The sequence below is a fragment of the Bacillus sp. TH17 genome, from assembly GCF_016651125.1.
GTDB classification, from domain to species: domain Bacteria; phylum Bacillota; class Bacilli; order Bacillales; family Bacillaceae_G; genus Bacillus_A; species Bacillus_A mycoides.
The window spans coordinates 288,049-311,494 of the sequence record NZ_JAEKEN010000001.1; the positions used below are offsets into that span (position 1 = coordinate 288,049).

The window sequence follows — 23,446 nt, forward strand, 5'->3', positions numbered from 1 at the left end:
GTGCGTCTAGGGAGCGCGCAAGGTTTTTTCTTTTGGGGAAATAAAGGGGGTCAATGTTACTTTGTCGAACTTTTTATGTCGGAATATGAAAAAAGGGGTGGAAAGATGGAGACGAAAGTTGTCGTTGGAGCAGAGGGATATAATAATAATCCAGGTTGGTTACATACGAATGAAGAAGAATTAAATTTATTAAAAAGAGAAACGTGGATTAATAAATTTCCGTCTAATTCTTTATCAGTAATTTTGGCTGAGCACGTATGGGAGCATTTATCGTATGAAGAAGGTATAGAAGCAGCTAAAGTTTGTTATGAGTTTTTAGAAGATAGTGGATATATTCGCTGCGCAGTGCCGGATGCATTTTTCCCAAATGAAGAGTATCAGCGTGGTGTGCAAGTGGGAGGACCTGGCCCGTTAGATCATCCAGCTGCAAGCCATAAAATTGTACATAACTACAAAACGATTATATCTATGTTTGAAGCTGCAGGTTTTCAAGTAAAGCTTTTAGAATACTGTGATGAGAATGGCCAGTTTCATTATAGTGATTGGGAAGAGAACGGTGGATTTATTTATCGATCGAAACGTTTTGATCATAGAAATCAAGATGGTAAATTAGGATTTGCTTCGTTAATTGTGGATGCAGTAAAAGTTAATAAAGTGAAACTTTAATCAGTGGGGCTTCATCCCCCACTGATTATTAGCCCTCACCAATCGGGCTTTTACGGGCAGTTAATCTCCCACCTAACTTCTTTGTTCCAGCTGCATTTTGAGGTGGGAGTCTTACTGCCCGTTAATGCGGGATAAATAAGAAGGGATGCACGGTAGTTTTCGTGCATCCTTTTTGTATGAAGGGCATGATAGATGCGGAGAATATTTATATGTTTATTTTGAAATGTGAACGAAATGTTTTAAAAAATGTATGAGAATTCATTGACACATATGAATAGACGCTCATATAATAAAGGTATAAGACATATGAATAGTTGTTCATATGTTCAAATAAAGAGGTGAGCTGTGATGGCTGAAAATAAAGTAGAAACGCAACAGGAAGCATGTTCTCAAACGGTAATTCACGAGGAAATCGTGGATCAAGTAAAACAAACAATTCCGACTGATGAAAGTTTAAGTAAAGTAGCAGAATTATTTAAAGTATTAGGTGACCGTACACGTACGAGAATATTACATGCATTATTTGAAGCTGAAATGTGTGTTTGTGATTTAGCTTATTTATTAGGAATGACGCAATCTTCAATCTCACATCAGCTTCGTGTATTAAAGCAAGCAAAGCTTGTAAAGAACCGTAAAGAAGGAAAGGTAGTTTATTACTCATTAGCTGATCAACACGTAATTCATATCTTCGAGCAAGCGTTTGAACACGTAAACGAGGAAGAATAAAAAAGCGAGGAGGGAGAAAGATGGCAGAAGCATTAGTGAAAAAGAAACTTATGCTAGAAGGTTTAGATTGTGCAAATTGTGCAATGAAAATTGAAAAAGGTGTTGGGAATATAGAAGGGGTAACATCTTGTTCCGTAAACTTTGCAACAAAAACGATGCTTTTAGAAACACCGCAAAATAAAGAAAATCAAGTTGTTACGGAAGCGAAGCAACTTGTTACAAAATTAGAGCCACATATTAAAGTGCAAGAAGAGCAAAAAACAAAATCAGTAAAAGAAGTATTTGTATTAGAAGGCTTAGACTGTGCAAATTGTGCAATGAAGATTGAAAATAAGGTAAAGGAAATGCCAACAATTTCAGAAGCGACTGTTGATTTCGTATCAAAGAAATTACGAGTAGAAGTTGCAAATAAACGAGAACTTGAATCGACTGTACAAAATATAAAAAATGTTGTTCAAAAGTTAGAGCCTGATGTAAAAGTTGTTCGTGAAGAGGAAAAAGGACACGACCATGATCATGGTGATGGAAATGTGAAAAAGATGATAGGAAGATTAGTAGTCGGTGGAATTTTGACAGGAATTGCTACGTTAGCCGGATTACCGCAAATGATAACAATTCCATTATTCGTCCTTGCTTATTTATTAATAGGTGGAGATATCGTTTGGAGAGCGGTAAGAAACATAACTCGCGGCCAAGTGTTCGATGAAAACTTTTTAATGGCAATTGCAACTTTAGGAGCTTTCGCGATTCAACAATATCCAGAAGCGGTAGCAGTTATGCTATTTTACCAAGTAGGGGAACTGTTCCAAAGTATTGCAGTAAATCGTTCTCGAAAATCAATTACGTCATTAATGGATATTCGTCCTGACTATGCGAATGTGAAAGTTGGAAACGAAACGAAACAAGTATCACCAGAAGATGTGCAAATTGGTGAGTATATTATCGTAAAACCAGGTGAAAAAGTACCGTTAGACGGGAAAGTAGTTGAGGGAACATCAATGATGGATACTTCAGCGTTAACAGGTGAGTCTGTACCGAGGGAAGTAGAAGTTGGTAATGACGTATTAAGTGGTTTTGTAAACCAAAATGGTGTATTAATTGTCGAAGTTACAAAAGAGTTCGGTGAATCCACTGTATCGAAAATTTTAGACTTAGTACAAAATGCAAGTAGCAAAAAAGCGCCAACAGAAAACTTTATTACAAAGTTTGCACGTTATTATACTCCTGTTGTAGTTATAACAGCAGCAATAATGGCATTTATTCCACCACTTATTTTAGAGGGTGCTACATTCTCCGATTGGATTTATAGAGCTTTAGTGTTCTTAGTAATCTCTTGTCCATGTGCGCTCGTTGTATCGATTCCTCTTGGATTCTTTGGCGGTATTGGTGGGGCATCTAAAAGTGGTATTTTAGTAAAAGGAAGTAACTATTTAGAAGCATTGAATGATGTGAAATATATCGTTTTTGATAAAACAGGAACATTAACAAAAGGTGTCTTTAAAGTTACGAAGATGGAGCCTAGTGAAGGTATCACAGCTGAAGAGCTATTAGAATATGCAGCATTTGCAGAAGTATATTCAAATCATCCGATTGCACAATCTATTCGAAATGCATATGGAAAATCAATCGATGAAAATGCTATTGAAGACTATAGTGAAATTTCTGGTCATGGTACGGTTGTAAAAGTACAAGGAAAAGAAATTTTTGCAGGTAATGCTAAATTAATGAGCAAAGAAAACATTACATTTAAGCAACCAAATACAGTAGGTACACTAGTTCATGTTGCTGTAGATGGTAAATATGCAGGGTATATTGTTATCTCTGATGAGGTAAAAGAGGATTCAAAACAAGCAATTCAAAAGTTAAAAGAACTAGGTATTAAGAAGACAGTCATGTTAACTGGTGATGCAAAATCAGTCGGGGAAGCTGTTGGTAAAGAATTAGGTTTAGATGAAGTTCATGCCGAATTATTACCACACCAAAAAGTAGAAGAAATCGAAAAAATTGATGCAGCAAAACGCGGTAAAGAAAAGATTGCATTCGTCGGTGATGGTATTAATGATACGCCAGTACTAGCAAGGGCAGACGTTGGTATTGCGATGGGCGGCTTAGGGTCAGATGCAGCAATTGAAGCTGCTGACATCGTTATTATGACTGATGAGCCTTCAAAAATTGTGACAGCAGTAAAAATTGCAAAACGTACACGTAGCATCGTATGGCAAAATATTATATTTGCATTAGGGGTAAAAGGGTTAGTGTTATTACTCGGCGCCTTTGGTATTGCAACAATGTGGGAAGCAGTCTTCTCAGATGTTGGTGTGACGTTACTTGCAGTATTAAATGCAATGCGTGTACTACGAGTAAAAGATTTATAAAAAAGAGGACGCAATTGCGTCCTCTTTTTTATTGGTTATTTTGTTGAAATTGACTCAAGAAAATAATATCAAATATTATTTTGTTTTTAAATAATTTAATATATAAATTTACAAAAATAATAATATTCTTCTTATTATTTTAATATATTTTTTACAAATATCCATATAGTATTGAAAAATGGAGAAGTGGGGGAGGGACAAAACCCCACTGATTAAAGCTTCACTTTATTTTTGTATATTTTTTTCAACCTGTTCTCGAACAGTTTGAATATAATTCATTTTATGATCCCAACATTCTTGGCTTAAATCGACAGGGTACTCTTCAGGGTTTAAAGTTCGCATATACTCTTCCCAAAATAGTGAGAGGCTGCGTTCATTATACTTTTGAATATCTAATATATTAGGTAATTCATACGCTCTTTTACCGTTAATGAAAATATCTTGATGCAGTTCGCGTGCTTCAAAGCTTGTTACGAATTTACTTATATATGTATGAACTGGATGAAACATTTTTAAACGCTCTTCTTTTCCGGGTTCTTCTGACTCTAAAGCAATATAATCGCCCTCTGCATGATCGTTAACACGGTTAATAATACGATAAACTCGTTTAAGTCCTGGGGTTGTAATTTTTTCAGGATTAGATGAAATCTTAATCGTATCATTTAATTTTCCGTCAGTATCTTCAATAGCGACTAGTTTATAAACAGCCCCTAATGCTGGCTGCTCAAAGGATGTAATCAGCTTTGTACCAACACCCCATACATCAATTTTTGCCCCTTGAGATTTCAAGTGCATAATCGTATATTCATCTAAATCGCTAGAAGCGATAATTTTTGTGTTTGTAAATCCAGCTGCATCAAGTTGTTTTCTGGCCTCCTTTGATAAATATGCCATATCACCACTATCAAGGCGAATGCCATAAAAATCGATACGATCCCCGAACTCTTTTGCAACATGAATCGCATTTGGAACACCAGATTTTAATGTGTCGTATGTATCGACAAGAAATACACATTTTTTATGTGTTTCAGCATATTTTTTAAATGCAACATATTCATCGCGATATGCTTGAACGAAAGAATGGGCATGTGTGCCAGCTACAGGGATGCCAAATCGTTTCCCTGCGCGAACGTTACTTGTAGATGAAAAACCACCAATAAAGGCAGCTCTTGTTCCCCAAAGGGCAGCATCAAACTCATGAGCGCGTCTTGTACCGAACTCTAAAAGCTCATCATTATTTGCAGCGTGCTTCATACGTGCAGCTTTTGTAGCAATTAATGTTTGGTAATTTACAATATTTAAGAGGGCGGTTTCAATTATTTGTGCCTCGCCAAGCGGTGCATCAACACGTAATAATGGTTCGTTATTAAAAACAACTTCGCCTTCTTGCATACTACGAATCGTGCCAGTAAATTTCATGTTTTGTAAATAATGAAGGAAGTCTTCTTCAAATTGCAGCTCTGTTAGATAAGCGATGTCACTTTCGGTAAAGCTGAAATTTTCTATGTACTCTACAATTTTTTCAAGACCAGCAAAAACAGCATAGCCGTTTTCGAATGGAAGCTTTCGAAAGTATAGATCAAAAACAGAACGGCGAGTATGAATACCATCTTTCCAATATGTATAAGCCATGTTGATTTGATATAAATCTGTATGTAAGGCGTAACTATCGTCTTTATAATGATTCATTGTGAAAACACCTCCGTAATTTGGTTATAGTATACCAATTTTCCCCCTTTCGTAGCAAAGAAGTAATAGGGGATTGAAGTCAAGAGAGAAAAAAATGAAATAATGCATATTTTTTAGAAAATTTACATTTATCAATTTATATTTCTCTAGATTTTATGTATTATTAGAGTAGTGGGGGTAATGAGAATGGAGGAGGACAATGCAACAAACATTAGAAAAAATAGGCAAGCAAGTTTTTTATAAACGGCTACAGCAAAAAATGACACAAGAAGAATTATGTCAGGGCATTTGTTCTGTCTCATACTTAAGCAAGATCGAAAATGGAAAGATTGAAGCATCAGAAGAAATTCTACAATTGCTCTGCACAAGACTAGAAATTGCTGTGACGGATTTGAGAGATGTAGAAGAAGATTTGAAAGTGAAGTTGGACGAGTGGTTGAATGCATTAGTTCATTTGGACAAGCAACAAGTAGAGCGCATATACGAAGAGTTGCAAGGTGAAATGAAGCATGTGTTGGATTTTGAAATTATAAATTATTATAAACTGCTGTATACACGTTATTTAATGATGAAGCGGGATCTCCCTGCTGTTGAAGAAGAATTGGACGGATTGAAGAAAGTGTATAAGAAATACTCGCCTTTTCAGAAGATGTTATATACGTATAATAAGGCATTATTATATTCTGTGCAGTACAAATATACGCAGGCATTAGAATATCTGTTAAAGACGGAATCGATGGCGAAAGAGTTAGGATATTATGAAACAGGAATATATTATAATTTGGCATTGACATATAGTCAGATGGAAATAGACCATATGACATTATATTTTGCTAATGTGGCATTAGAAGGTTTTAAAAGTGAATATAAATTTAGAAATATAATTAATTGTAAGTTTTTAATTGCGTTTAGTTATACTAGAAAAAAACAATATAATGAAGCTATGGAAATCTATAATCATATCATAAGAGAAGCAACTTCTTTTGCTGATAAAGATAATATTCTTTCTATTGCTTTAAATAATATTGGTTATCTGTACTACCGACAAAAAAATTATGCCAAGGCGAAAGAGTATTATATAGAATGCTTAAAGTATAAAAAAGAAGAGGATATGAATTATATTGATGCCATGTATGAGCTCTCATTACAGTGTATTCAATTAGGAGAACTTGAGGAAGCGGCTGAATGGATTGAAAAAGGTATCCTTGCTGCAAGGAAAGATGATAGATACAAAGGGATGTTATATTTATTGTTAAATTTAAGATATAAATATTTTGAAGAAAGAGACCTCTATAAAAAATTTCTAGAAACAGAAGTAGTTCCTTTCTTTAAAACAGAGGAAAATATAAAAGATTTAAAGAAAGTATACTTAGAACTAGCTGAATACTTAGAAGAATGCTCAGATTTTAAAGAAAGTAATCGCTATTATAAATTAGCGATTACTTTATTAGAAGAGTAAAGAGGAGGGATAGTATGAAAAAGTTAATTGCAGGAACATTTGTGGTTATGGCAATTGCAGCTGTAGTATTGGATATTCAGTATGCTTGGAAGCCGGATACTCTAGGGCAAGAAGCTAAAACAGTTGAACAAATTAATTTATAAAAAAAACCCTTTCCCAACGGAAAGGGTTTTTTTTCAATATTTGTTCCTCAAAATTCTACAACACTTGAGAAAGAAATTAATTGAATTTTTAGTATATTAATAGTGGAAACATAATGATAATATGAAACTACTCTTTTTCAAAAATTTTTTATTAGGGGGAATGTTAGATGAAAAAGAAGAGTTTAGCGTTAGTGTTAGCGGCAGGAATGGCAGTTACTACGTTCGGAGGGACAGGCTCTGCATTTGCGGATTCTAAAAATGTACTCTCTACTAAGAAGTACAATGAGACGGTACAGTCACCTGAGTTTATTTCTGGTGATCTAACTGGAGCGACTGGTAAGAAAGCGGAATCTGTGGTGTTTGATTACTTAAACGCAGCAAAAGGTGATTATAAGCTAGGGGAAAAGAGTGCACAAGATTCTTTCAAAGTGAAACAAGTGAAAAAAGATGCTGTAACTGATTCAACAGTAGTACGTATGCAACAAGTTTACGAGGGAGTACCTGTATGGGGGTCTACTCAAGTAGCTCACGTAAGTAAAGATGGTTCTTTAAAAGTATTGTCTGGAACAGTTGCGCCTGATTTAGACAAGAAGGAAAAGTTAAAAAACAAAAATAAGATTGAAGGCGCAAAAGCAATTGAAATTGCGCAACAAGATTTAGGAGTAACACCTAAATACGAAGTGGATCCAAAAGCGGATTTATATGTATATCAAAATGGTGAAGAAACGACATATGCATACGTTGTGAATTTAAACTTCTTAGAGCCAAATCCAGGAAACTATTACTATTTCATTGAAGCGGAAAGCGGTAAAGTGTTAAATAAATATAATAAACTTGATCATGTAACGAATGATGATAAGTCACCAGTTAAGCAAGATGCTCCTAAACAGGAAGCGAAAGCGGTTGTAAAGCCTGTAACAGGGACGAATAAAGTTGGAACCGGTAAAGGTGTATTAGGAGATACGAAATCGCTTAATACAACGTTATCTGGATCGTCTTACTATCTACAAGATAATACGCGCGGAGCAACAATTTTCACATATGATGCGAAAAACCGCTCAACATTACCAGGAACATTATGGGCAGATGCAGATAATGTTTTCAATGCAGCGTATGATGCAGCGGCAGTAGATGCTCATTACTATGCAGGTAAAACATATGATTACTATAAAGCTACATTTAACAGAAACTCTATTAATGATGCAGGAGCACCATTAAAATCAACAGTTCATTACGGAAGTAAGTATAATAATGCATTCTGGAACGGCTCACAAATGGTATACGGAGATGGTGATGGTGTAACATTCACTTCATTATCTGGTGGCATTGATGTAATTGGCCATGAATTAACACATGCTGTTACGGAAAATAGCTCGGATTTAATTTATCAAAATGAATCAGGAGCGTTAAATGAAGCAATTTCTGATATTTTTGGTACTTTAGTAGAATTCTATGATAACCGTAACCCAGATTGGGAGATTGGTGAAGATATTTATACACCTGGTAAGGCGGGAGATGCACTTCGTTCTATGAGTGATCCAGCGAAATATGGTGACCCAGACCATTATTCTAAGCGTTACACTGGTTCAAGTGATAACGGTGGCGTTCATACAAACAGTGGTATTATTAACAAACAAGCTTATTTATTAGCAAATGGTGGTACGCATTCTGGTGTAACTGTAACTGGTATCGGTAAAGATAAATTAGGTGCGATTTACTACCGTGCAAATACACAGTATTTCACGCAATCTACTACATTTAGTCAAGCACGTGCTGGTGCAGTACAAGCTGCAGCTGATTTATATGGTGCTAGCTCTGCAGAAGTAGCAGCAGTTAAGCAATCATTTAGTGCTGTTGGTGTAAACTAAGGCTTTAAGGGATAGTTATTAATAAAATACCTCAAAAATAAAGAAGGAGCATAGGCTCCTTCTTTATTTTTTTCTCCATTTTTTCCACAAATAAAATAATCCAACACAACCTGCGATTGTAATAATCCATTTCGCTTCATTTGTTCCGTTAATGACATGATATGCAGAATATACTTCAATCAATAAAGCCGGTATTTTCCCTATTGTGCTGGCAATACTGAAAGAGAGTAATGACATTTTGCCTAGAGCTGCAAATAAAGTAACGATACTTGATGGGATGAAAGGTATGAATCGAAACGATAGAACGAGTAGAAAGGCCCCTCTACCTTCTACATAAAGTAGGCGTTCTACCTTTGGATACGTATTTACTTTGTTGTGAGTGAATTTCTGAAGGCCTATACGATAAATATAAAACGAGATAATAGCCCCTAATGCCTCACCTGCGATCGAAATAATGGTTCCGTTTGTTACACCGAAGAGTTGTATATTAATAGCGGTCAAAAAAATACTAGGGATAAAACCTAAAAGACTGATGATGATGTTAATTAAGATACTAAGTGGAATTGCGATTGAATAATAGTCTGTTAAGAAGTTTTGAATTGTTTCAGCCATTGTTTAAAATCCTTTATCTTTTTTTGCATTACACCATATTTCTATTGTGTAGGCAAGTGCAAATTTACATAATGTAGGAAACTGTTGATAGGAAGGGATTTGTATACCTTATATAGGTATTGGGTATATGAAAGTAGGGGTATATTTAGTTTGTTTAAAAAACACTCCGTAAATCCTGTATTTAAAGGGTTTGTGGAGTATTTCGATTGGTGTTTTAATCTGGGAAATAATTATAAAAACATGGGGGTATATTTTAAAAAGGGCGAAAAACAGTGATTTGATGAAAGGGGGGTGGAAAATATAGCAAAATGAATGAGGATTTTAAAACTGTATACATTTTTTCTTTGTGAAATTGACTTTTAGTGGAGTTACGATAATAATCATGGAAGAGGTGATACGATGAAACGATTAAGTAGTCTTTTCTTGAGTAGTTTATTGGCACTAATGCTGATTTTAAGTGGATGTGCAGGAAAAGAACAAAAAACAGAAAAACCAAAAGAGGATCATTCTACATCAGTAGAAAAAATTAGTGATAATATTTTAGATGAAATGGAAGGGCCACCTAAAAATGGTCATACGATTGAAAGGCATGTAGGCAAATCAGAAGAGGATTTGAAGAATCGTTTGAAGACAGATAAAGTTTCAGCGGCAAGTACATACTATGATAAGGAAACAGCGACAAAGGCTGTGAAAGATAGTTTAAAACAACATGATAAAGAAATTCAGGATTGGTTGAAAAACTCTAAAGAGGCTCGTCTTGTATTGAATACAACTCATTCATTCCCAGTTGGAAAAACAGTAATAAAGAAAAATATGAATGTAAAAGACAAACTAGTAAAGACTGTTACTGTTTTAGCGAGAGATAAATCAGGAAATCTAGGATTTAAGATTATTACTTCTTATCCATCAGATAAATAAAGGGGGGAGTATATATGTATCCAACATTACAATACTTTCTTAAATCGTACTGTACGTTAAGTATTCATGAGGATGAAATAGTAAGCGTGATGGAAGAGTTTATAGAGCAAGAGGACGAAGAGATTGTTTTGAAATTACGCGATGAATTAGTAAATATGAAGAAAAAGAACGCGTGGGAAGAAGCGTGCGTATTAGCTGCGAAGCAAGGCAATCGTGTGTGGTCTTTAGAAGAAACGAAAGATCATCTGGAAATTTTTTTACTATTATTGCAAAAGAAAAAGGCGTGAGTAGATCACGCCTTTTTGTATACGCTTTTTGAAATTTGTCCGTTTGATATTATCTCATTGTTTTGGGGCACTTTTATATACGCTTTTTGAAATTTGTCCATTTGAGAGTACTTCACCGTTTTGTGTTACTTTTTTATACGTAACCGCTGTTATTTTATCACCAGTATTACTAATTACTTGAGAAGAAACTTCAACATTTTTACCAGTATTTGTACCGAAAATACGTGTAGTAATACTACCGCCATTTGAAAATGCTTGAATGTAAATATGCTTACCTGTATTGTTTTTAAATTTTAAATCCGGACCATAATCTGCCACTGCTGCATCCTGCCCGAGTGGTAAATAATTTACGGGCATAGAATGATTGCTTCGAGAAACAATTCCTAAATCTGCCCTTAAAGCTGCGCTGTATAAAGTACTACTTACTTGGCAAACGCCTCCACCTGCACTTTGTATAACTTTACCTTGTGAATATACTGCTGCGGATTTATAACCATGTGCAGCATCAGTTACGCCAACACGGCCATTAAAACTAAACGTTTCATCAGGTGCTACAATAACTCCACTTAACGTATTAGCTGACTTATTTACGTTATAGGATTGATTTCCATTACGGCCAGCCATTGGGGTAGAATATTCAGCAATCACTTCTTTAATCCCCATTTGTTGTATATCTTCTGTAGAACGTTCAGGTTTTATTAGTGTAACTGGTAATACAACATCGGGTGTGCCAGAAGTAATAGCTGCGCTTGTTAAATCGGTTAATTTTCCTTTATCAATTTTTTCTCCATTTTGACTTTGGCTAATATTTACTGTAGAGCCTTCAACACTTAATTCGGCGTTGACAGGATTTTTTAATGTTTCATTATATTTATCCTTTATAAAGGTTTCATAAGTTGTTGTATTTAATTGTGGTGTTAATTTATAGTCACGTTTTACTTCACCGTTTTCAGCTTGCTTACGCATGTTGTAACGATTCATTACGTTCCCTTCTTGTTCTTTAAAGATATTGTCGACAATATCCTTCTCTTTATAATCTACTCCTAAATCTTTCCACGTGTAATTTTGCTTATCATTTTGGAATACGTAGTTAAGAGATTTTTGATTTAATTCATTCATCTTTTGATTAACAAGGGCTTGAATATCTGCTTTATTTTTTCCATCAAGAGAAATACCTTCAAATGTAGTGTTTGGTAGTGCAGTTGTATTTAGTTGATTATTTAATTTGGATACATATTGATATCCACCAATACCACCAACACAAAGTAATATGCCACCAGCAATAGCGGAACCAATCAGTATTTTGCTTAGCTTCATTTATTTCCCCCAGAAAAATTTTTATAAATATATGTATTACATTTTTTGTATAAAAATGATGAAAATAACATTATGTACGTCCTAGTATACTATTATTTTCACTACGTGTGTAATGTTTTCATAAAAAATGTTACACTGCTGTAATAATTGTCTCTTTTTGTCACAATATGCATGAGGAATATGTTGAAAATTATAATAAAAAGGCTGCTTAGAAAAATCTAGCAGCCTTTTTATTATAATTTTTTATGCTCATTTTTATTCGTAACACCGAGATGTTCTTGAAGTGTTGTCGATATATCATTAACACTCTTTTCGTTTGGAACGTAATAATAAATACCACCTATATATTTATCAGTACCTTCCACTTGCAATTTATCCATTTTTAAATTTGAATCCATTGAATTTTTTGCAATAGTCATCATATCATCAAAAGTTAAATTTGTTTTTAAGTCTGTATCGACAGCATCTAATAGGCTTCCGATTTTATTAATGGAATTGAGAGATAGGGCTTTTTCAGCAATAGCCTCTAAAACAAGTTGTTGTCGTTGACCACGCATATAATCACTATCAATATGACGCGTTCTAGCTAGTGCAAGTGCTTCTTCTCCATTTAAATGTTGACGCCCTTTTTTTAGGTGAATTGCATCTGCTTCGTCGCTACTATTTTGTTCTGTGAACTCAACTGGAACGTTGACAGTTATACCACCTAGAGAATCAACAATCTTGATAAAGGATTTGAAATTGAATTTTACATAGTAATCAACTGGTACATCTAAAAATTTTTCTACTGTATCAATTGTGCTGTCTACACCACCAAATACATGTGCATGTGTAATTTTATCATATTTATCACGTGATTTAATGAAGACGCGTGAATCACGTGGAATGCTGACTAGTTTAACAGATTTATCATTTTTATTAATTGTTGCAAGTAGTAATGCATCTGTACGAGTCGCTTTTCCGTAACCTTTTTCCCTGATATCACTTTCATCAACACCCATGATCAGGACAGAAATATTATCAGTCATAGGTTTAACAGCTTTTTCACGTTTGCTGGATTTATCTCCTCGGCCGAGTTCAGAATAAGCGTTGCTTAAGACGGATTTTGCTTTACTGTATATATGGAAGGAATAGCCTCCTGCTCCCATTGCTACAATAAGTAAGGGAATAAGAATGAACCAAAGTAGGCGCTTTTTCTTTGAGCGTCCTTTTTTGGCTCGAGTTTCGTTGTTAATGTCGGATTTCATCATTTTTTCTCCTTTAAAACAATCAAAGTGTATACATCTAGAAGCGTATTAAAACACATAAAAAATATTTTACGCTAAATAAAAGGTATTGTACATGTATAAAAAATAGATGTATTGATTATTTATCCCGCATTAACGGGCAGTAAAACTCCCACCTCAAAGTCCAGCGAATGCAAGGAAGTTAGGTGGGAGATAACTGCCCGTAAATGCCCGATTGGTGAGGGCTAATAATCAGTGGGGGATAGCCCCCTCTGATTAAAGTTTCACTTTATAAGACATCTATTCGTTATTGTATACAAAAGACAGGGATAAGAAAATGATAAAATTTTACCTAATTAAAGCATAATACTTACAATAATCGCAGATAAAATACTAACAAGAGTAGCGCCGTATAGTAATTTTAGGCCGAAGCGGGCAACAACATTTCCTTGTTCTTCGTTTAACCCTTTTACCGCACCGGAAATAATTCCAATGGAAGAAAAGTTGGCAAAAGAAACGAGGAAGACAGAAATAATACCAACTGTACGGATAGAGAGAGTGCTGGAAATTTTACTAAGATCCATCATTGCTACAAATTCATTTGTTACAAGCTTTGTTGCCATAATGCTACCCGCTGTGACAATTTCAGAACTTGGTACGCCGATAAGAAATGCAATAGGGGCGAATACATAGCCTATTAATTGTTGGAAAGTAATGCCGAATATAATGAGGAATAGGTCATTAATGCAACTCATTAATGCGACGAATCCAATGAGCATAGCACCGACGACAATTGCTACACGAAAACCATCAAGAATGTATTCTCCAAGCATTTCAAAGAAACTTTGTTTTTCCCCTTTTATTACCAAAATGTCTTCATCATCGTTAACGTCGTAAGGGTTAATAATGAGTACGATAATAAAACCACTAAATAAATTGAGAACGAGTGCGGTTACTACATATTTTGGTTCAATCATTGTCATATAGGCACCGACAATGGACATAGATACTGTTGACATAGCAGAGGCGCAAAGTGTATATAGTCGATGTTTTGGAATTTGGGCTAATTGTTTTTTAACCGTAATAAAAACTTCTGATTGGCCGACAATAGCGGAAGCGATGGCGTTGTAAGATTCTAATTTCCCAAGACCGTTTATTTTACTAAGAAAGAAACCAATCCAACGAATAAAGAATGGTAGTATTTTGAAATGTTGTAATATACCAATTAAGACGGAGATAAAGACAATCGGTAATAGTACGTTAAGGAAAAATGGCATTTCCCCTTTATTTGCAAGACCGCCAAATACAAAGTTTATACCACTGGCAGCATACTCAAGTAGCCTCGTAAACAGGCTAGAAATTACCGTAATAAGTATGAGACCAATTTCTGTATTTAATAATAAATAGGTTAAAATTAATTGTATAATAAGCATGATAAAAATTGGTTTAAATTTAATATGTTTCTTATTGTTGCTAGCAATATAAGCAAGGAAGAAAACAACGATAAGTCCCACGAAAAAAGTAATAAATTTCATAGTAAGCCCCCTAAAAGAGATATTCTGCTATATATGTTTTTCATTTCAAGGGAGAATATGCATCTTTGGTAAAGAAAGGAATAGAGAAAGCATGAATATATGTAGAGTGCACCACGTTGCAATTATTTGTTCGAATTATGAACTGTCAAAGGATTTTTATACTCGGATATTAGGTTTTAAAGCGATAAATGAAGTATATAGAAAAGAACGAGATTCTTATAAGTTAGATTTATGTGTAGGGGAAGAGTATCAAATTGAATTATTTTCATTTCCTAGTCCACCTGAGCGCCCAAGTTTTCCAGAAGCAGCTGGACTTAGACATTTAGCATTTGCTGTTACAAATATAGAAGAAGCTGTAAACCATTTAAAACAATGCGGTGTGGAGACTGAAGCGATACGTATGGATGAAATTACGGATAAAAAATTTGTCTTTTTCCAAGATCCTGATGGCTTGCCTTTAGAATTGTATGAGGCTTGAAATTGGTGAATTTTATATAGGGTTGCTTTCAAATAAATGAAGAAACTAAAGTGAAACTTCTTTTTTAAAGGAGGTGTAACTTTAGCTAAGAAAGCTAAAGGACATATGTGGATATTTTAAAATTACTGATGGTAGCCATCCTTATTGCGTTAACAGCATTTTTTGTGGCTGTTGAGTTTGCAATTATTAAGGTGCGTAGCAGTCGTATTGATCAACTCGTTAGTGAAAAACGGCGAGGAGCATTGGCAGCTAAAAAAGTAACTTCGAATTTAGATGAGTATTTATCAGCATGTCAGTTAGGTATTACAATTACTGCTTTAGGGCTTGGGTGGTTAGGAGAGCCCACTATAAAACATATACTCGAGCCGTTTTTTTTAAAACTACACTTATCTCCTGCAATTGCAAGTACAGTTTCATTTATTATTGCCTTTGCAGTTATTACGTTTTTACATGTTGTCATTGGTGAACTTGCTCCGAAGACGCTCGCTATACAAAGGGCAGAGCAAGTTAGTTTATTATTATCGAAGCCAATTATTTACTTTTACCGAGTAATGTATCCGTTTATTTGGGCTTTAAATGGTTCTGCAAGGCTTGTAACAGGGTTATTCGGATTACATCCGGCTTCTGAACATGAAGTAGCTCATTCGGAGGAAGAATTACGATTAATCTTATCTGAGAGTTATGAGAGTGGAGAGATTAATCAAAGGGAATTTAAATATGTAAATAATATTTTTGAATTCGATAATAGAGTCGCAAAGGAAATTATGGTACCTCGTACGGAAGTTGTAGGTTTATATGAGGACGAACCATTTGAAACACATATTAAAATAATCGCACAAGAAAAGTACACGAGATATCCCGTATTTGGTGAAGATAAAGATGAAATTATTGGGATGGTTAATGTAAAGGATTTATTTATTCGTTATATGGATGGTAATCGAGAAGAGGGGTGCTCGATTACGCCATATACAAGACCAGTTATTGAAGTGTTAGAAAATATACCTATTCATGATTTGCTATTACAAATGCAAAGAAAACGAATTCCATTAGCTGTATTATATGATGAATATGGTGGTACAGCGGGGATTGTTACATTGGAAGATATTTTAGAAGAAATTGTTGGAGAAATCCGAGATGAATACGATGAAGATGAGCATCCACCTATAGAACATATAAGTGAAGTGTGTAAAATTGTAGAGGGGAAAGTGCTTATTAGCGAAGTAAATGATTTATTTGGCATACATTTGGTCGCTGATGATGTTGATACAATTGGTGGTTGGATTATGGTACAAAAACAGATCGTTGCTGAGGGGGATATTATTGAGAAACACGGCTTTTCTTTTAAAGTTCTTGAAAAGGATATGCATCAAATTAAGCGAGTTGAAATAAAGAAAGTAGAAGAATGAATGGATTTTCTATTATATAAACTTTAATAAAAAGTATATATAGAAAAATAAATGTTTGCGCTTTCAAAAAAGGTGCTATATAGTGAAAGTGGATACTGAAGAATTCATTTAATGATACTCGAATTTTATAGGGCGAATTCTTTAGATAAGGATTTAGAATGAAAAGTATAGGTGATGAAAAATGATAGCAACGAAGGATATACGTATAGAAAAAGATTTTTTAGGTGAAAAGGAAGTACCGAGTGTAGCTTATTATGGTGTACAAACATTACGTGCCGTAGAAAACTTTCCTATTACAGGATACCGCATTCATCCGTCACTCATTACGGCAATGGCAATTGTAAAAAAAGCGGCAGCGCTTGCGAATATAGATACAGGTTACTTAGCTAAAGATATCGGACAAGAAATTGCAGAAGCGGCACAAGAGATTGTTGATGGAAAGTTCCATGATCAATTTATCGTAGACCCGATTCAAGGCGGAGCAGGTACTTCAATTAATATGAATACTAATGAAGTAATTGCTAATAGAGCCTTAGAACGTATGGGATACGAAAAAGGTGAATATGCGAAAATTAGCCCAAACACTCATGTGAACATGGCCCAATCAACAAATGATGCGTTCCCAACTGGGATTCATATAGCAACTCTTATGATGCTGGAAGAACTTCTTGTTACAATGGAAGAACTTCACTCTGCTTTTCATGATAAAGCAAAAGAGTTTGATCACGTTATTAAAATGGGGCGTACGCATTTGCAAGATGCAGTTCCAATTCGCCTTGGGCAAGAATTTGAAGCATATAGCAGAGTGCTAGAGCGTGATATAAAAAGAATTAAACAGTCTCGTCAACATTTATACGAAGTTAATATGGGTGCGACAGCTGTCGGTACGGGATTAAATGCAAACCCTACTTATATAGAACAAGTTGTGAAGCATTTACGAACTTTTAGTGGTTTCCCTCTTGTTGGTGCAGAGCACTTAGTTGATGCGACGCAAAACACAGATGCATATACAGAAGTATCTGCAGCACTAAAAGTATGTATGATGAATATGTCTAAAATTGCAAATGACCTTCGTATTATGGCGTCTGGTCCACGTGTTGGGTTGGCGGAAATTCAATTACCAGCTCGTCAACCAGGTTCATCTATTATGCCGGGGAAAGTAAATCCAGTTATGGCAGAAGTAATTAACCAAGTTGCTTTCCAAGTAATTGGAAATGACCATACAATTTGCTTAGCGTCAGAAGCTGGACAATTAGAGTTAAATGTAATGGAGCCGGTATTAGTATTTAATTTAATTCAATCCATCAGTATTATGAATAACGGTTTCCGTGTATTCCGTGAATACTGTATAAAGGGAATTACAGCGAATGAAGAGTTGCTTAAGCAATATGTTGAAAAAAGTGTTGGAGTTATTACAGCAGTGAATCCTCATATTGGTTATGAAGCAGCTTCTCGCATTGCACGTGAAGCAATTGCGACAGGAAAATCTGTTAGGGAGCTATGTTTAGAACATGGTGTACTTACAGCAGAAGAGCTTGATATTATTTTGGATCCATACGAAATGACGCATCCTGAAATTGCTGGTGCTTCTTTATTAAAGACTAAAAAAATGTAATGTAAAAAGCACCGATCCATTTGGATCGGTGCTTTTTTTAGAAGATATTAAATACAGCGTTTAATTGAAGTAAGCTAATAATAGCTAAGAAGATTAAACTATATTTCATTACTATTTTAAATAGAGCAGATTCTTGACCAACTAGTCCAACTGCTGCACAAGCAACTGCTACAGATTGTGGTGAAACCATTTTTGCGATTGTACCACCAACTACGTTTAATGAAACGAGAGTAGATGGTACGATGTTTAACTGATCGGCAGTTACTGCTTGAAGTGGTGCGAATAATGAACCACTTGATACGACTGAACCTGTAATGAATACGCCAATCCATCCTAAGATTGGAGAAAGAACTGGGAATGCATTTCCTGTAGAAGAGAATGCAAGTCCAAGTGTAGATGACATACCAGAGTAGTTTTCTACGTAAGCTAAAGCGATAACGCTACAAATTGTATATACTGGAACTTTTAGTTCTTTTATTGTTTCGATCATTAATTCTTTAATCATTTTGCCGTTTACACGGTAGACGATAAGTGAAACGATGATTGCTAATACAATCGCAGTAGTTGTAGAAGAGAATACATCTAGTTTGAAAATCGCTGCGAAAGGTGTATCAGCCTTTGTAATTGGTGCAGTTTTCATAACCGCATTATGAAGACCAGGGAATTGAATGTTAAATACTAAGTTTGCCAATGGACCATCCGGAGCAAATAAAGCTTTAATTGGTTTTAAATTAAAGATTGTTACAAATGCAGTTAAGAATACGAATGGGGACCAAGCATATAAAATTTGATTGAATGTATGAGATTCTTTTTCTTCTTGTTTTTCTTCTTTAGCAGAAGATTTTGGTTGCCAAACACGTAAGAATAATGTAAGAGCGACCATACTTACGACTGCTGCGAAAATATTAGTAAGTTCAGCGCCTAAGAAGTAAGTCACAAGGAACTGAGTAATTGCGAAAGAAACACCACTTACAAGAATACCTTGCCAAGTTTCTTTAATGCCTTTAAATCCATCTACCATTGAAACAAGTAAGAACGGTAAAACAATGCTAATGAATGGCAAAATGTAAACAGCTTGACGACCGACAGTTAATGCATCTATCCCAGTTAATTGTGCAGGTACTGTAACTGGAATACCCATAGCACCCATAGCACCACCAGCGATATTAGCTACTAAGCAAATACCTGCTGCTTTTAATGGATTAAAGCCCATACCTACAAGTAATGCAGCTGTAATAGCAACTGGAACACCGAAACCAGCTGCGCCTTCTAAGAAAGCACCGAAAGAATAAGCGATTAATAATACTTGTAAACGCTGATCATTTGTAATACTTGAAATGCTATCACGAATGACATTGAATTGTTCTGTTTTAACAGTTAATTTGTAAAGGAAGATAGCTGCGATAACGATAGTACAAATTGGATAAAATCCAGATAAAACACCGAATCCGGCAGATGCTACAGCTACAGTTGCGGGCATTTTATAAACAAATATAGCAAGAATAATAGCGACGATCACACTATAAAGCCCAGCCATGTAACCTTTCATTTTGAATCCCACTAAACAAATAATGAAGCAAAAAATTGGGAGTGCTGCGATTAGTGCAGATAACCAAATATTGTTTAATGGGTCATAAATTTGTGTCCAAGTACTCATAATAATGACAACTCCTATCTATTATATGTGAAGAAATTCACATTATTTGTGAAACTATTCACAATCAACTTACATGCTTAGTATATTCTCCTTCAACACTATTGTCAACGTGAAAAAGTATAATTATTCCATAATAGTATTAAAAGTAACATTTTGTTCATAAAGTAGACAAAAAGCGTAATCAAATTGATTTGATTACGCTTCTATAAATTATTTACATATTCTTTCATTTTTTCATATGTCATTGGTCCTACATGCTTATATTGAATGACACCGTTTGTATCGATGACAAAAGATGTTGGAATGCTGATGATTTGATATGTGGCACTTGCCTGGCCTTTCTGATCTAATAGGACGGGGAAGGTATATTTGTTTTCTTCAAGAAATTGTTTTACATTATTCGGGTCTTTTTCAGTAGCTGTCGCATTTACAGCAACAATTTCAATCCCCATATCTTTAGTATCGTGATAAAACTTTTCCATATCAGGCATTTCTATTTTGCATGGACCACACCAGCTTGCCCAAAAATTCAATATTACTTTTTTTCCTTTATAGTCTGTAAGACGAACTTCTTGACCAGTGGTTGTTTCCAGAAGGAAATCGAGGGCAGCATTGCCAACTTCAGTTCCAATGGGGATGTTTGATTTTGAAGCTATATCTTCTTTTTTGTATAGGAAGTGATTGATAATGGTCCAGCCAACCGCAATGCTAATTAACGCAAAAATAAACCATTTTTTAATATTACATCATCCTCCTTACTTAAATTTCCTTTTTATCGTAACAAAGTGGTTAAATATGGTCAAATTACTTTACGATAGGTTATCAATTATGGACGATATTTTACAATATCATTACTGTACATTTCAGTAAGGTGAAAATATAACAAAAAGCCTGATAAAACAACGTTTGTAAGCAAAGTATTGCTAGCCCTTTGTTTTGCTTTTTTATTGTATCATATAGTATAATATTCAAAATCAGGTGGGATTTTTTCTTGAACTGTGTGCTGATAAAAGTCGGAAAATTTTCTCAGCATTATAGGTTGATAAAGTTATGTCGTAACAGGAAATATAAGAACAGATATATAAATAAATAAAGAGAAAATAAAAAATGAAAATGAGGGGAATTTTATGAACCAAAACCAATTTGACTGTCGTATTTCAGAAGAAGACGTACAGATGTTAAGAGCATTAGCTCATCCACTTCGTCTACGTTTAGTAATGGAACTGATGCAGCGTGGAACATGTAATGTAACACAATTACAAGAGGTATTAGAAATTCCGCAATCAACTGTTTCGCAGCATTTAACGAAATTAAAACAAAATAAAGTAGTACGCTTTGAGAGACGCGGGTTAGAAGTGTACTATCAAATTCATAACGATAAAGTAAGTGAAGTAGTAAAAACATTATTTTCTTAATTTTTGAATATTATGGAAAGAAGACGTGTGAAATATACGTCTTTTTTTATTTGGAAAGGATCTAATAATAGGAAGATTTGAGAGCGTATATATTAGCGTGTTAGAAAGAAACAAACTATCGGTTGAAGTGCTAAATTGACGGAATATATTCTGAAGGGATATGAAAAGATAGAAAGGAGTGTTGTAAGCTAAAGGAGGAATAATATAATGGATGTAAAACGTGTGAAACAGATATTATCTTCTTCAAGTAGAATTGATGTTACATACGAGGGAGTCCCCGTATGGATTGAGAGCTGTGATGAGCAGAAGGGTAGTGCTCAAGTGTATGACGTATCCAACCCAGGAGAGAGCGTTCACGTGGATGTCACGGCTTTAGAAGAGATGTAATAGAAAAGACGCTTCTAATTGTAGAAGCGTCTTTTTTATTTACTATTCCATCATATGTGCAATTTTCTTAGAGAACATAAGAAGTACTAATCCTAGCACGATTACGATAACACCGATGCTTGCGAATACTTCTAAATATCCTAAAGATTGAGTGAAAGCAGCTAATTGTCCTGCTAATAAGTTTGCAAAGCCAGTACCAGCTAACCATACACCCATTAATAAAGATGCTAATTTAAGAGGTGCGATTGCACTTACCATAGATAATCCGATTGGTGATAAGAATAATTCACCGATTGTGTGGAACATGTAAGTGAATACAATGAATAGTAAGTTTGCTTTCATTGTAATGTTACCTTCATCGCTACCAGTTTTTAGAACAGCTAAAGTTAAAACTAAGTATCCGATTCCTAGTAAAATCATACCAAAAGCCATTTTTGTAGGGATTTTTAAATCACCATTTTTTGTTTTTGAAAGTTTAATCCATAATGAAGAAACTGGTAATGCTAGTAAGATAATGAATAGTGGGTTTACAGATTGGAACCAAGGTGTTGGAATTGTAAATCCACCAATTGTACGATCCACGAACTTATCTGTGTAAAGTGTTAAAGAACTACCAGCTTGTTCAAATCCTGCCCAGAAGAATACAACGAAACAAGTTAAAATTAAAATTGCAGTTGTACGCTTTTTCTCTTGTGTTGTTAAAGGTTTTTTCTCAATAGGTTTTGCATTTTGTTCTTTAGATTTTTTACCGACAACAGTTGTTCCAGCTAATCCTAAGTAACGAGGTGCTAATAAGTTAAATGCAATCTGTCCAATGATCATACCGATACAAGCTGTTAAGAAACCGTATCTATAATCTGTGAAATAACCGCAAATGAATGGAGCGATAAGAGCTCCTAAGTTAATTCCCATATAGAAGATAGTGAAGGCACTATCACGACGAGAATCGTTGTCGCTATATAATTGACCTAATAAAGTCGAAATATTTGGTTTGAAGAATCCGTTACCGATAACTAATAATCCTAATCCTAAAAATAGTCCAGTTTTCGTGTTCATTGAAAATAGTACGAAGTTACCAAGTGCCATAATGATACCGCCGATGGTAATGGCGTGTCGTTTCGTAATGAAATGGTCAGTTAGCCAACCACCAATAATAGGTGTGAAGTATACTAACATTGTGAAAATACCGTAAATCTGTACAGCAACTGCTTTATCAAAGCCTAAACCGCCACTTACTAAGCTCGTTGTTAAATAAAGAACTAATAAGCCACGCATTCCGTAATAACTAAATCTTTCCCATGCCTCTGTAAAGAACAACAAATATAATCCTGGTGGATGTTTTTTTGGTGATTGTTGCTCTCCAGCTTTGTCTAATTTTAAAGCTGCATCCATGTTTGTTTCCCCCTAATCCTGTATAACGGATATTTATGTAATTATTTCAATTCACAAAATATTTAGAAGTCAATAGAATTATATGGAAATAGCAAGAAAATTTCTGAAAAAATCTATTTTTCTTCAACCGTTATTGTATTTTTCCCTGAAAACAAGATAATAAGCGTTTTCAAATGTAGTAATTGAATTCTAAAATAAAGTAAAATAGTGATAAATTAGAAAATTTAGATTAGAATATTTATTCTGATATAGAGAAAATATTCTATATTTACTTT

At 34.7% G+C, this 23,446-nt stretch carries 21 protein-coding genes; 13 read left to right on the forward strand and 8 right to left on the reverse strand.

The genetic code is table 11. The annotated features are described in order from the left end of the window. The first annotated feature begins 105 nt into the window (after positions 1–105). From JFT95_RS01335 to JFT95_RS01345, 3 genes are all read left to right on the forward strand, one after another. A complete protein-coding gene (locus JFT95_RS01335) occupies positions 106–666 on the forward strand; it encodes a class I SAM-dependent methyltransferase (protein WP_044444461.1) in 561 nt (186 codons plus the stop codon). A 348-nt stretch (positions 667–1,014) separates the two neighbouring features. Next, positions 1,015–1,392, forward strand: a complete 378-nt coding sequence (locus JFT95_RS01340) for an ArsR/SmtB family transcription factor (RefSeq protein WP_002010461.1) — start codon at positions 1,015–1,017, stop codon at positions 1,390–1,392. A 20-nt stretch (positions 1,393–1,412) separates the two neighbouring features. Next, positions 1,413–3,767 carry a heavy metal translocating P-type ATPase gene (locus JFT95_RS01345; RefSeq protein ID WP_201051185.1) on the forward strand — a complete coding sequence of 785 codons (2,355 nt, stop codon included), beginning with the start codon at positions 1,413–1,415 and terminating at the stop codon, positions 3,765–3,767. A gap of 225 nt (positions 3,768–3,992) precedes the next feature. On the opposite strand, the gene JFT95_RS01350 is transcribed toward JFT95_RS01345, so the two are convergent. Next, positions 3,993–5,456 (reverse strand): nicotinate phosphoribosyltransferase, encoded by a 1,464-nt coding sequence (locus tag JFT95_RS01350; protein WP_201051187.1) that lies wholly within the window; start codon positions 5,454–5,456, stop codon positions 3,993–3,995. Positions 5,457–5,655: 199 nt separating this feature from the next. On the opposite strand from JFT95_RS01350, the gene JFT95_RS01355 reads away from it, so the two are divergent. The 3 genes from JFT95_RS01355 to JFT95_RS01365 all read left to right on the forward strand — a co-directional run bounded on the left by JFT95_RS01355 (position 5,656) and on the right by JFT95_RS01365 (position 8,926). Further along, positions 5,656–6,915 carry a tetratricopeptide repeat protein gene (locus JFT95_RS01355; protein ID WP_201051189.1) on the forward strand — a complete coding sequence of 420 codons (1,260 nt, stop codon included), beginning with the start codon at positions 5,656–5,658 and terminating at the stop codon, positions 6,913–6,915. 14 nt (positions 6,916–6,929) lie between these two features. Then, positions 6,930–7,058 (forward strand): NprX family peptide pheromone, encoded by a 129-nt coding sequence (locus JFT95_RS01360; RefSeq protein WP_000733136.1) that lies wholly within the window; start codon positions 6,930–6,932, stop codon positions 7,056–7,058. Positions 7,059–7,225: 167 nt separating this feature from the next. Then, positions 7,226–8,926 carry a M4 family metallopeptidase gene (locus JFT95_RS01365; RefSeq protein ID WP_002188261.1) on the forward strand — a complete coding sequence of 567 codons (1,701 nt, stop codon included), beginning with the start codon at positions 7,226–7,228 and terminating at the stop codon, positions 8,924–8,926. A gap of 63 nt (positions 8,927–8,989) precedes the next feature. Here JFT95_RS01365 and JFT95_RS01370 read toward each other — a convergent pair whose 3' ends face one another. Then, the gene (locus JFT95_RS01370) at positions 8,990–9,538 is read right to left on the reverse strand and encodes a TVP38/TMEM64 family protein (protein WP_201051191.1); all 549 of its coding nucleotides are present in this window, start codon (positions 9,536–9,538) and stop codon (positions 8,990–8,992) included. A 399-nt stretch (positions 9,539–9,937) separates the two neighbouring features. On the opposite strand from JFT95_RS01370, the gene JFT95_RS01375 reads away from it, so the two are divergent. Continuing rightward, positions 9,938–10,456 carry an RNase A-like domain-containing lipoprotein gene (locus tag JFT95_RS01375; protein ID WP_002125157.1) on the forward strand — a complete coding sequence of 173 codons (519 nt, stop codon included), beginning with the start codon at positions 9,938–9,940 and terminating at the stop codon, positions 10,454–10,456. Between the two features lie 14 nt (positions 10,457–10,470). Further along, positions 10,471–10,743 carry a hypothetical protein gene (locus tag JFT95_RS01380; protein WP_002091014.1) on the forward strand — a complete coding sequence of 91 codons (273 nt, stop codon included), beginning with the start codon at positions 10,471–10,473 and terminating at the stop codon, positions 10,741–10,743. A 54-nt stretch (positions 10,744–10,797) separates the two neighbouring features. Here the strand turns inward: JFT95_RS01380 and JFT95_RS01385 are convergent, their stop codons facing one another. From JFT95_RS01385 to JFT95_RS01395, 3 genes are all read right to left on the reverse strand, one after another. Beyond that, a complete protein-coding gene (locus JFT95_RS01385; RefSeq protein WP_002010475.1) occupies positions 10,798–12,060 on the reverse strand; it encodes a VanW family protein in 1,263 nt (420 codons plus the stop codon). 233 nt (positions 12,061–12,293) lie between these two features. Beyond that, positions 12,294–13,310: an LCP family glycopolymer transferase gene (locus JFT95_RS01390; protein ID WP_090835258.1), complete on the reverse strand. Its 1,017-nt coding sequence runs from the start codon at positions 13,308–13,310 to the stop codon at positions 12,294–12,296. A gap of 332 nt (positions 13,311–13,642) precedes the next feature. Further along, the gene (locus JFT95_RS01395) at positions 13,643–14,821 is read right to left on the reverse strand and encodes a NupC/NupG family nucleoside CNT transporter (RefSeq protein ID WP_000668860.1); all 1,179 of its coding nucleotides are present in this window, start codon (positions 14,819–14,821) and stop codon (positions 13,643–13,645) included. Between the two features lie 91 nt (positions 14,822–14,912). Here JFT95_RS01395 and gloA2 point away from each other — a divergent pair, with 91 nt between their 5' ends. The 3 genes from gloA2 to aspA all read left to right on the forward strand — a co-directional run bounded on the left by gloA2 (position 14,913) and on the right by aspA (position 18,320). Beyond that, positions 14,913–15,299 carry an SMU1112c/YaeR family gloxylase I-like metalloprotein gene (gloA2, locus tag JFT95_RS01400; RefSeq protein WP_001017670.1) on the forward strand — a complete coding sequence of 129 codons (387 nt, stop codon included), beginning with the start codon at positions 14,913–14,915 and terminating at the stop codon, positions 15,297–15,299. 107 nt (positions 15,300–15,406) lie between these two features. Beyond that, positions 15,407–16,705 (forward strand): hemolysin family protein, encoded by a 1,299-nt coding sequence (locus tag JFT95_RS01405; RefSeq protein WP_201051193.1) that lies wholly within the window; start codon positions 15,407–15,409, stop codon positions 16,703–16,705. A 181-nt stretch (positions 16,706–16,886) separates the two neighbouring features. Next, a complete protein-coding gene (gene aspA / locus JFT95_RS01410) occupies positions 16,887–18,320 on the forward strand; it encodes an aspartate ammonia-lyase (protein ID WP_002029742.1) in 1,434 nt (477 codons plus the stop codon). A 37-nt stretch (positions 18,321–18,357) separates the two neighbouring features. Here the strand turns inward: aspA and JFT95_RS01415 are convergent, their stop codons facing one another. Both JFT95_RS01415 and JFT95_RS01420 read right to left on the reverse strand, forming a co-directional pair. After that, positions 18,358–19,977: a lactate permease LctP family transporter gene (locus tag JFT95_RS01415; RefSeq protein ID WP_201051195.1), complete on the reverse strand. Its 1,620-nt coding sequence runs from the start codon at positions 19,975–19,977 to the stop codon at positions 18,358–18,360. Between the two features lie 203 nt (positions 19,978–20,180). After that, positions 20,181–20,717 (reverse strand): redoxin domain-containing protein, encoded by a 537-nt coding sequence (locus tag JFT95_RS01420; RefSeq protein ID WP_307838409.1) that lies wholly within the window; start codon positions 20,715–20,717, stop codon positions 20,181–20,183. A gap of 387 nt (positions 20,718–21,104) precedes the next feature. Between JFT95_RS01420 and JFT95_RS01425 the strand changes: the two genes are divergently transcribed. Next, positions 21,105–21,392 (forward strand): ArsR/SmtB family transcription factor, encoded by a 288-nt coding sequence (locus JFT95_RS01425; RefSeq protein WP_001075217.1) that lies wholly within the window; start codon positions 21,105–21,107, stop codon positions 21,390–21,392. Positions 21,393–21,599: 207 nt separating this feature from the next. After that, positions 21,600–21,779: an acid-soluble spore protein H gene (locus JFT95_RS01430; protein ID WP_002010492.1), complete on the forward strand. Its 180-nt coding sequence runs from the start codon at positions 21,600–21,602 to the stop codon at positions 21,777–21,779. A gap of 42 nt (positions 21,780–21,821) precedes the next feature. Here JFT95_RS01430 and JFT95_RS01435 read toward each other — a convergent pair whose 3' ends face one another. Next, the gene (locus tag JFT95_RS01435; RefSeq protein WP_201051197.1) at positions 21,822–23,171 is read right to left on the reverse strand and encodes a peptide MFS transporter; all 1,350 of its coding nucleotides are present in this window, start codon (positions 23,169–23,171) and stop codon (positions 21,822–21,824) included. Positions 23,172–23,446 lie beyond the last annotated feature (275 nt).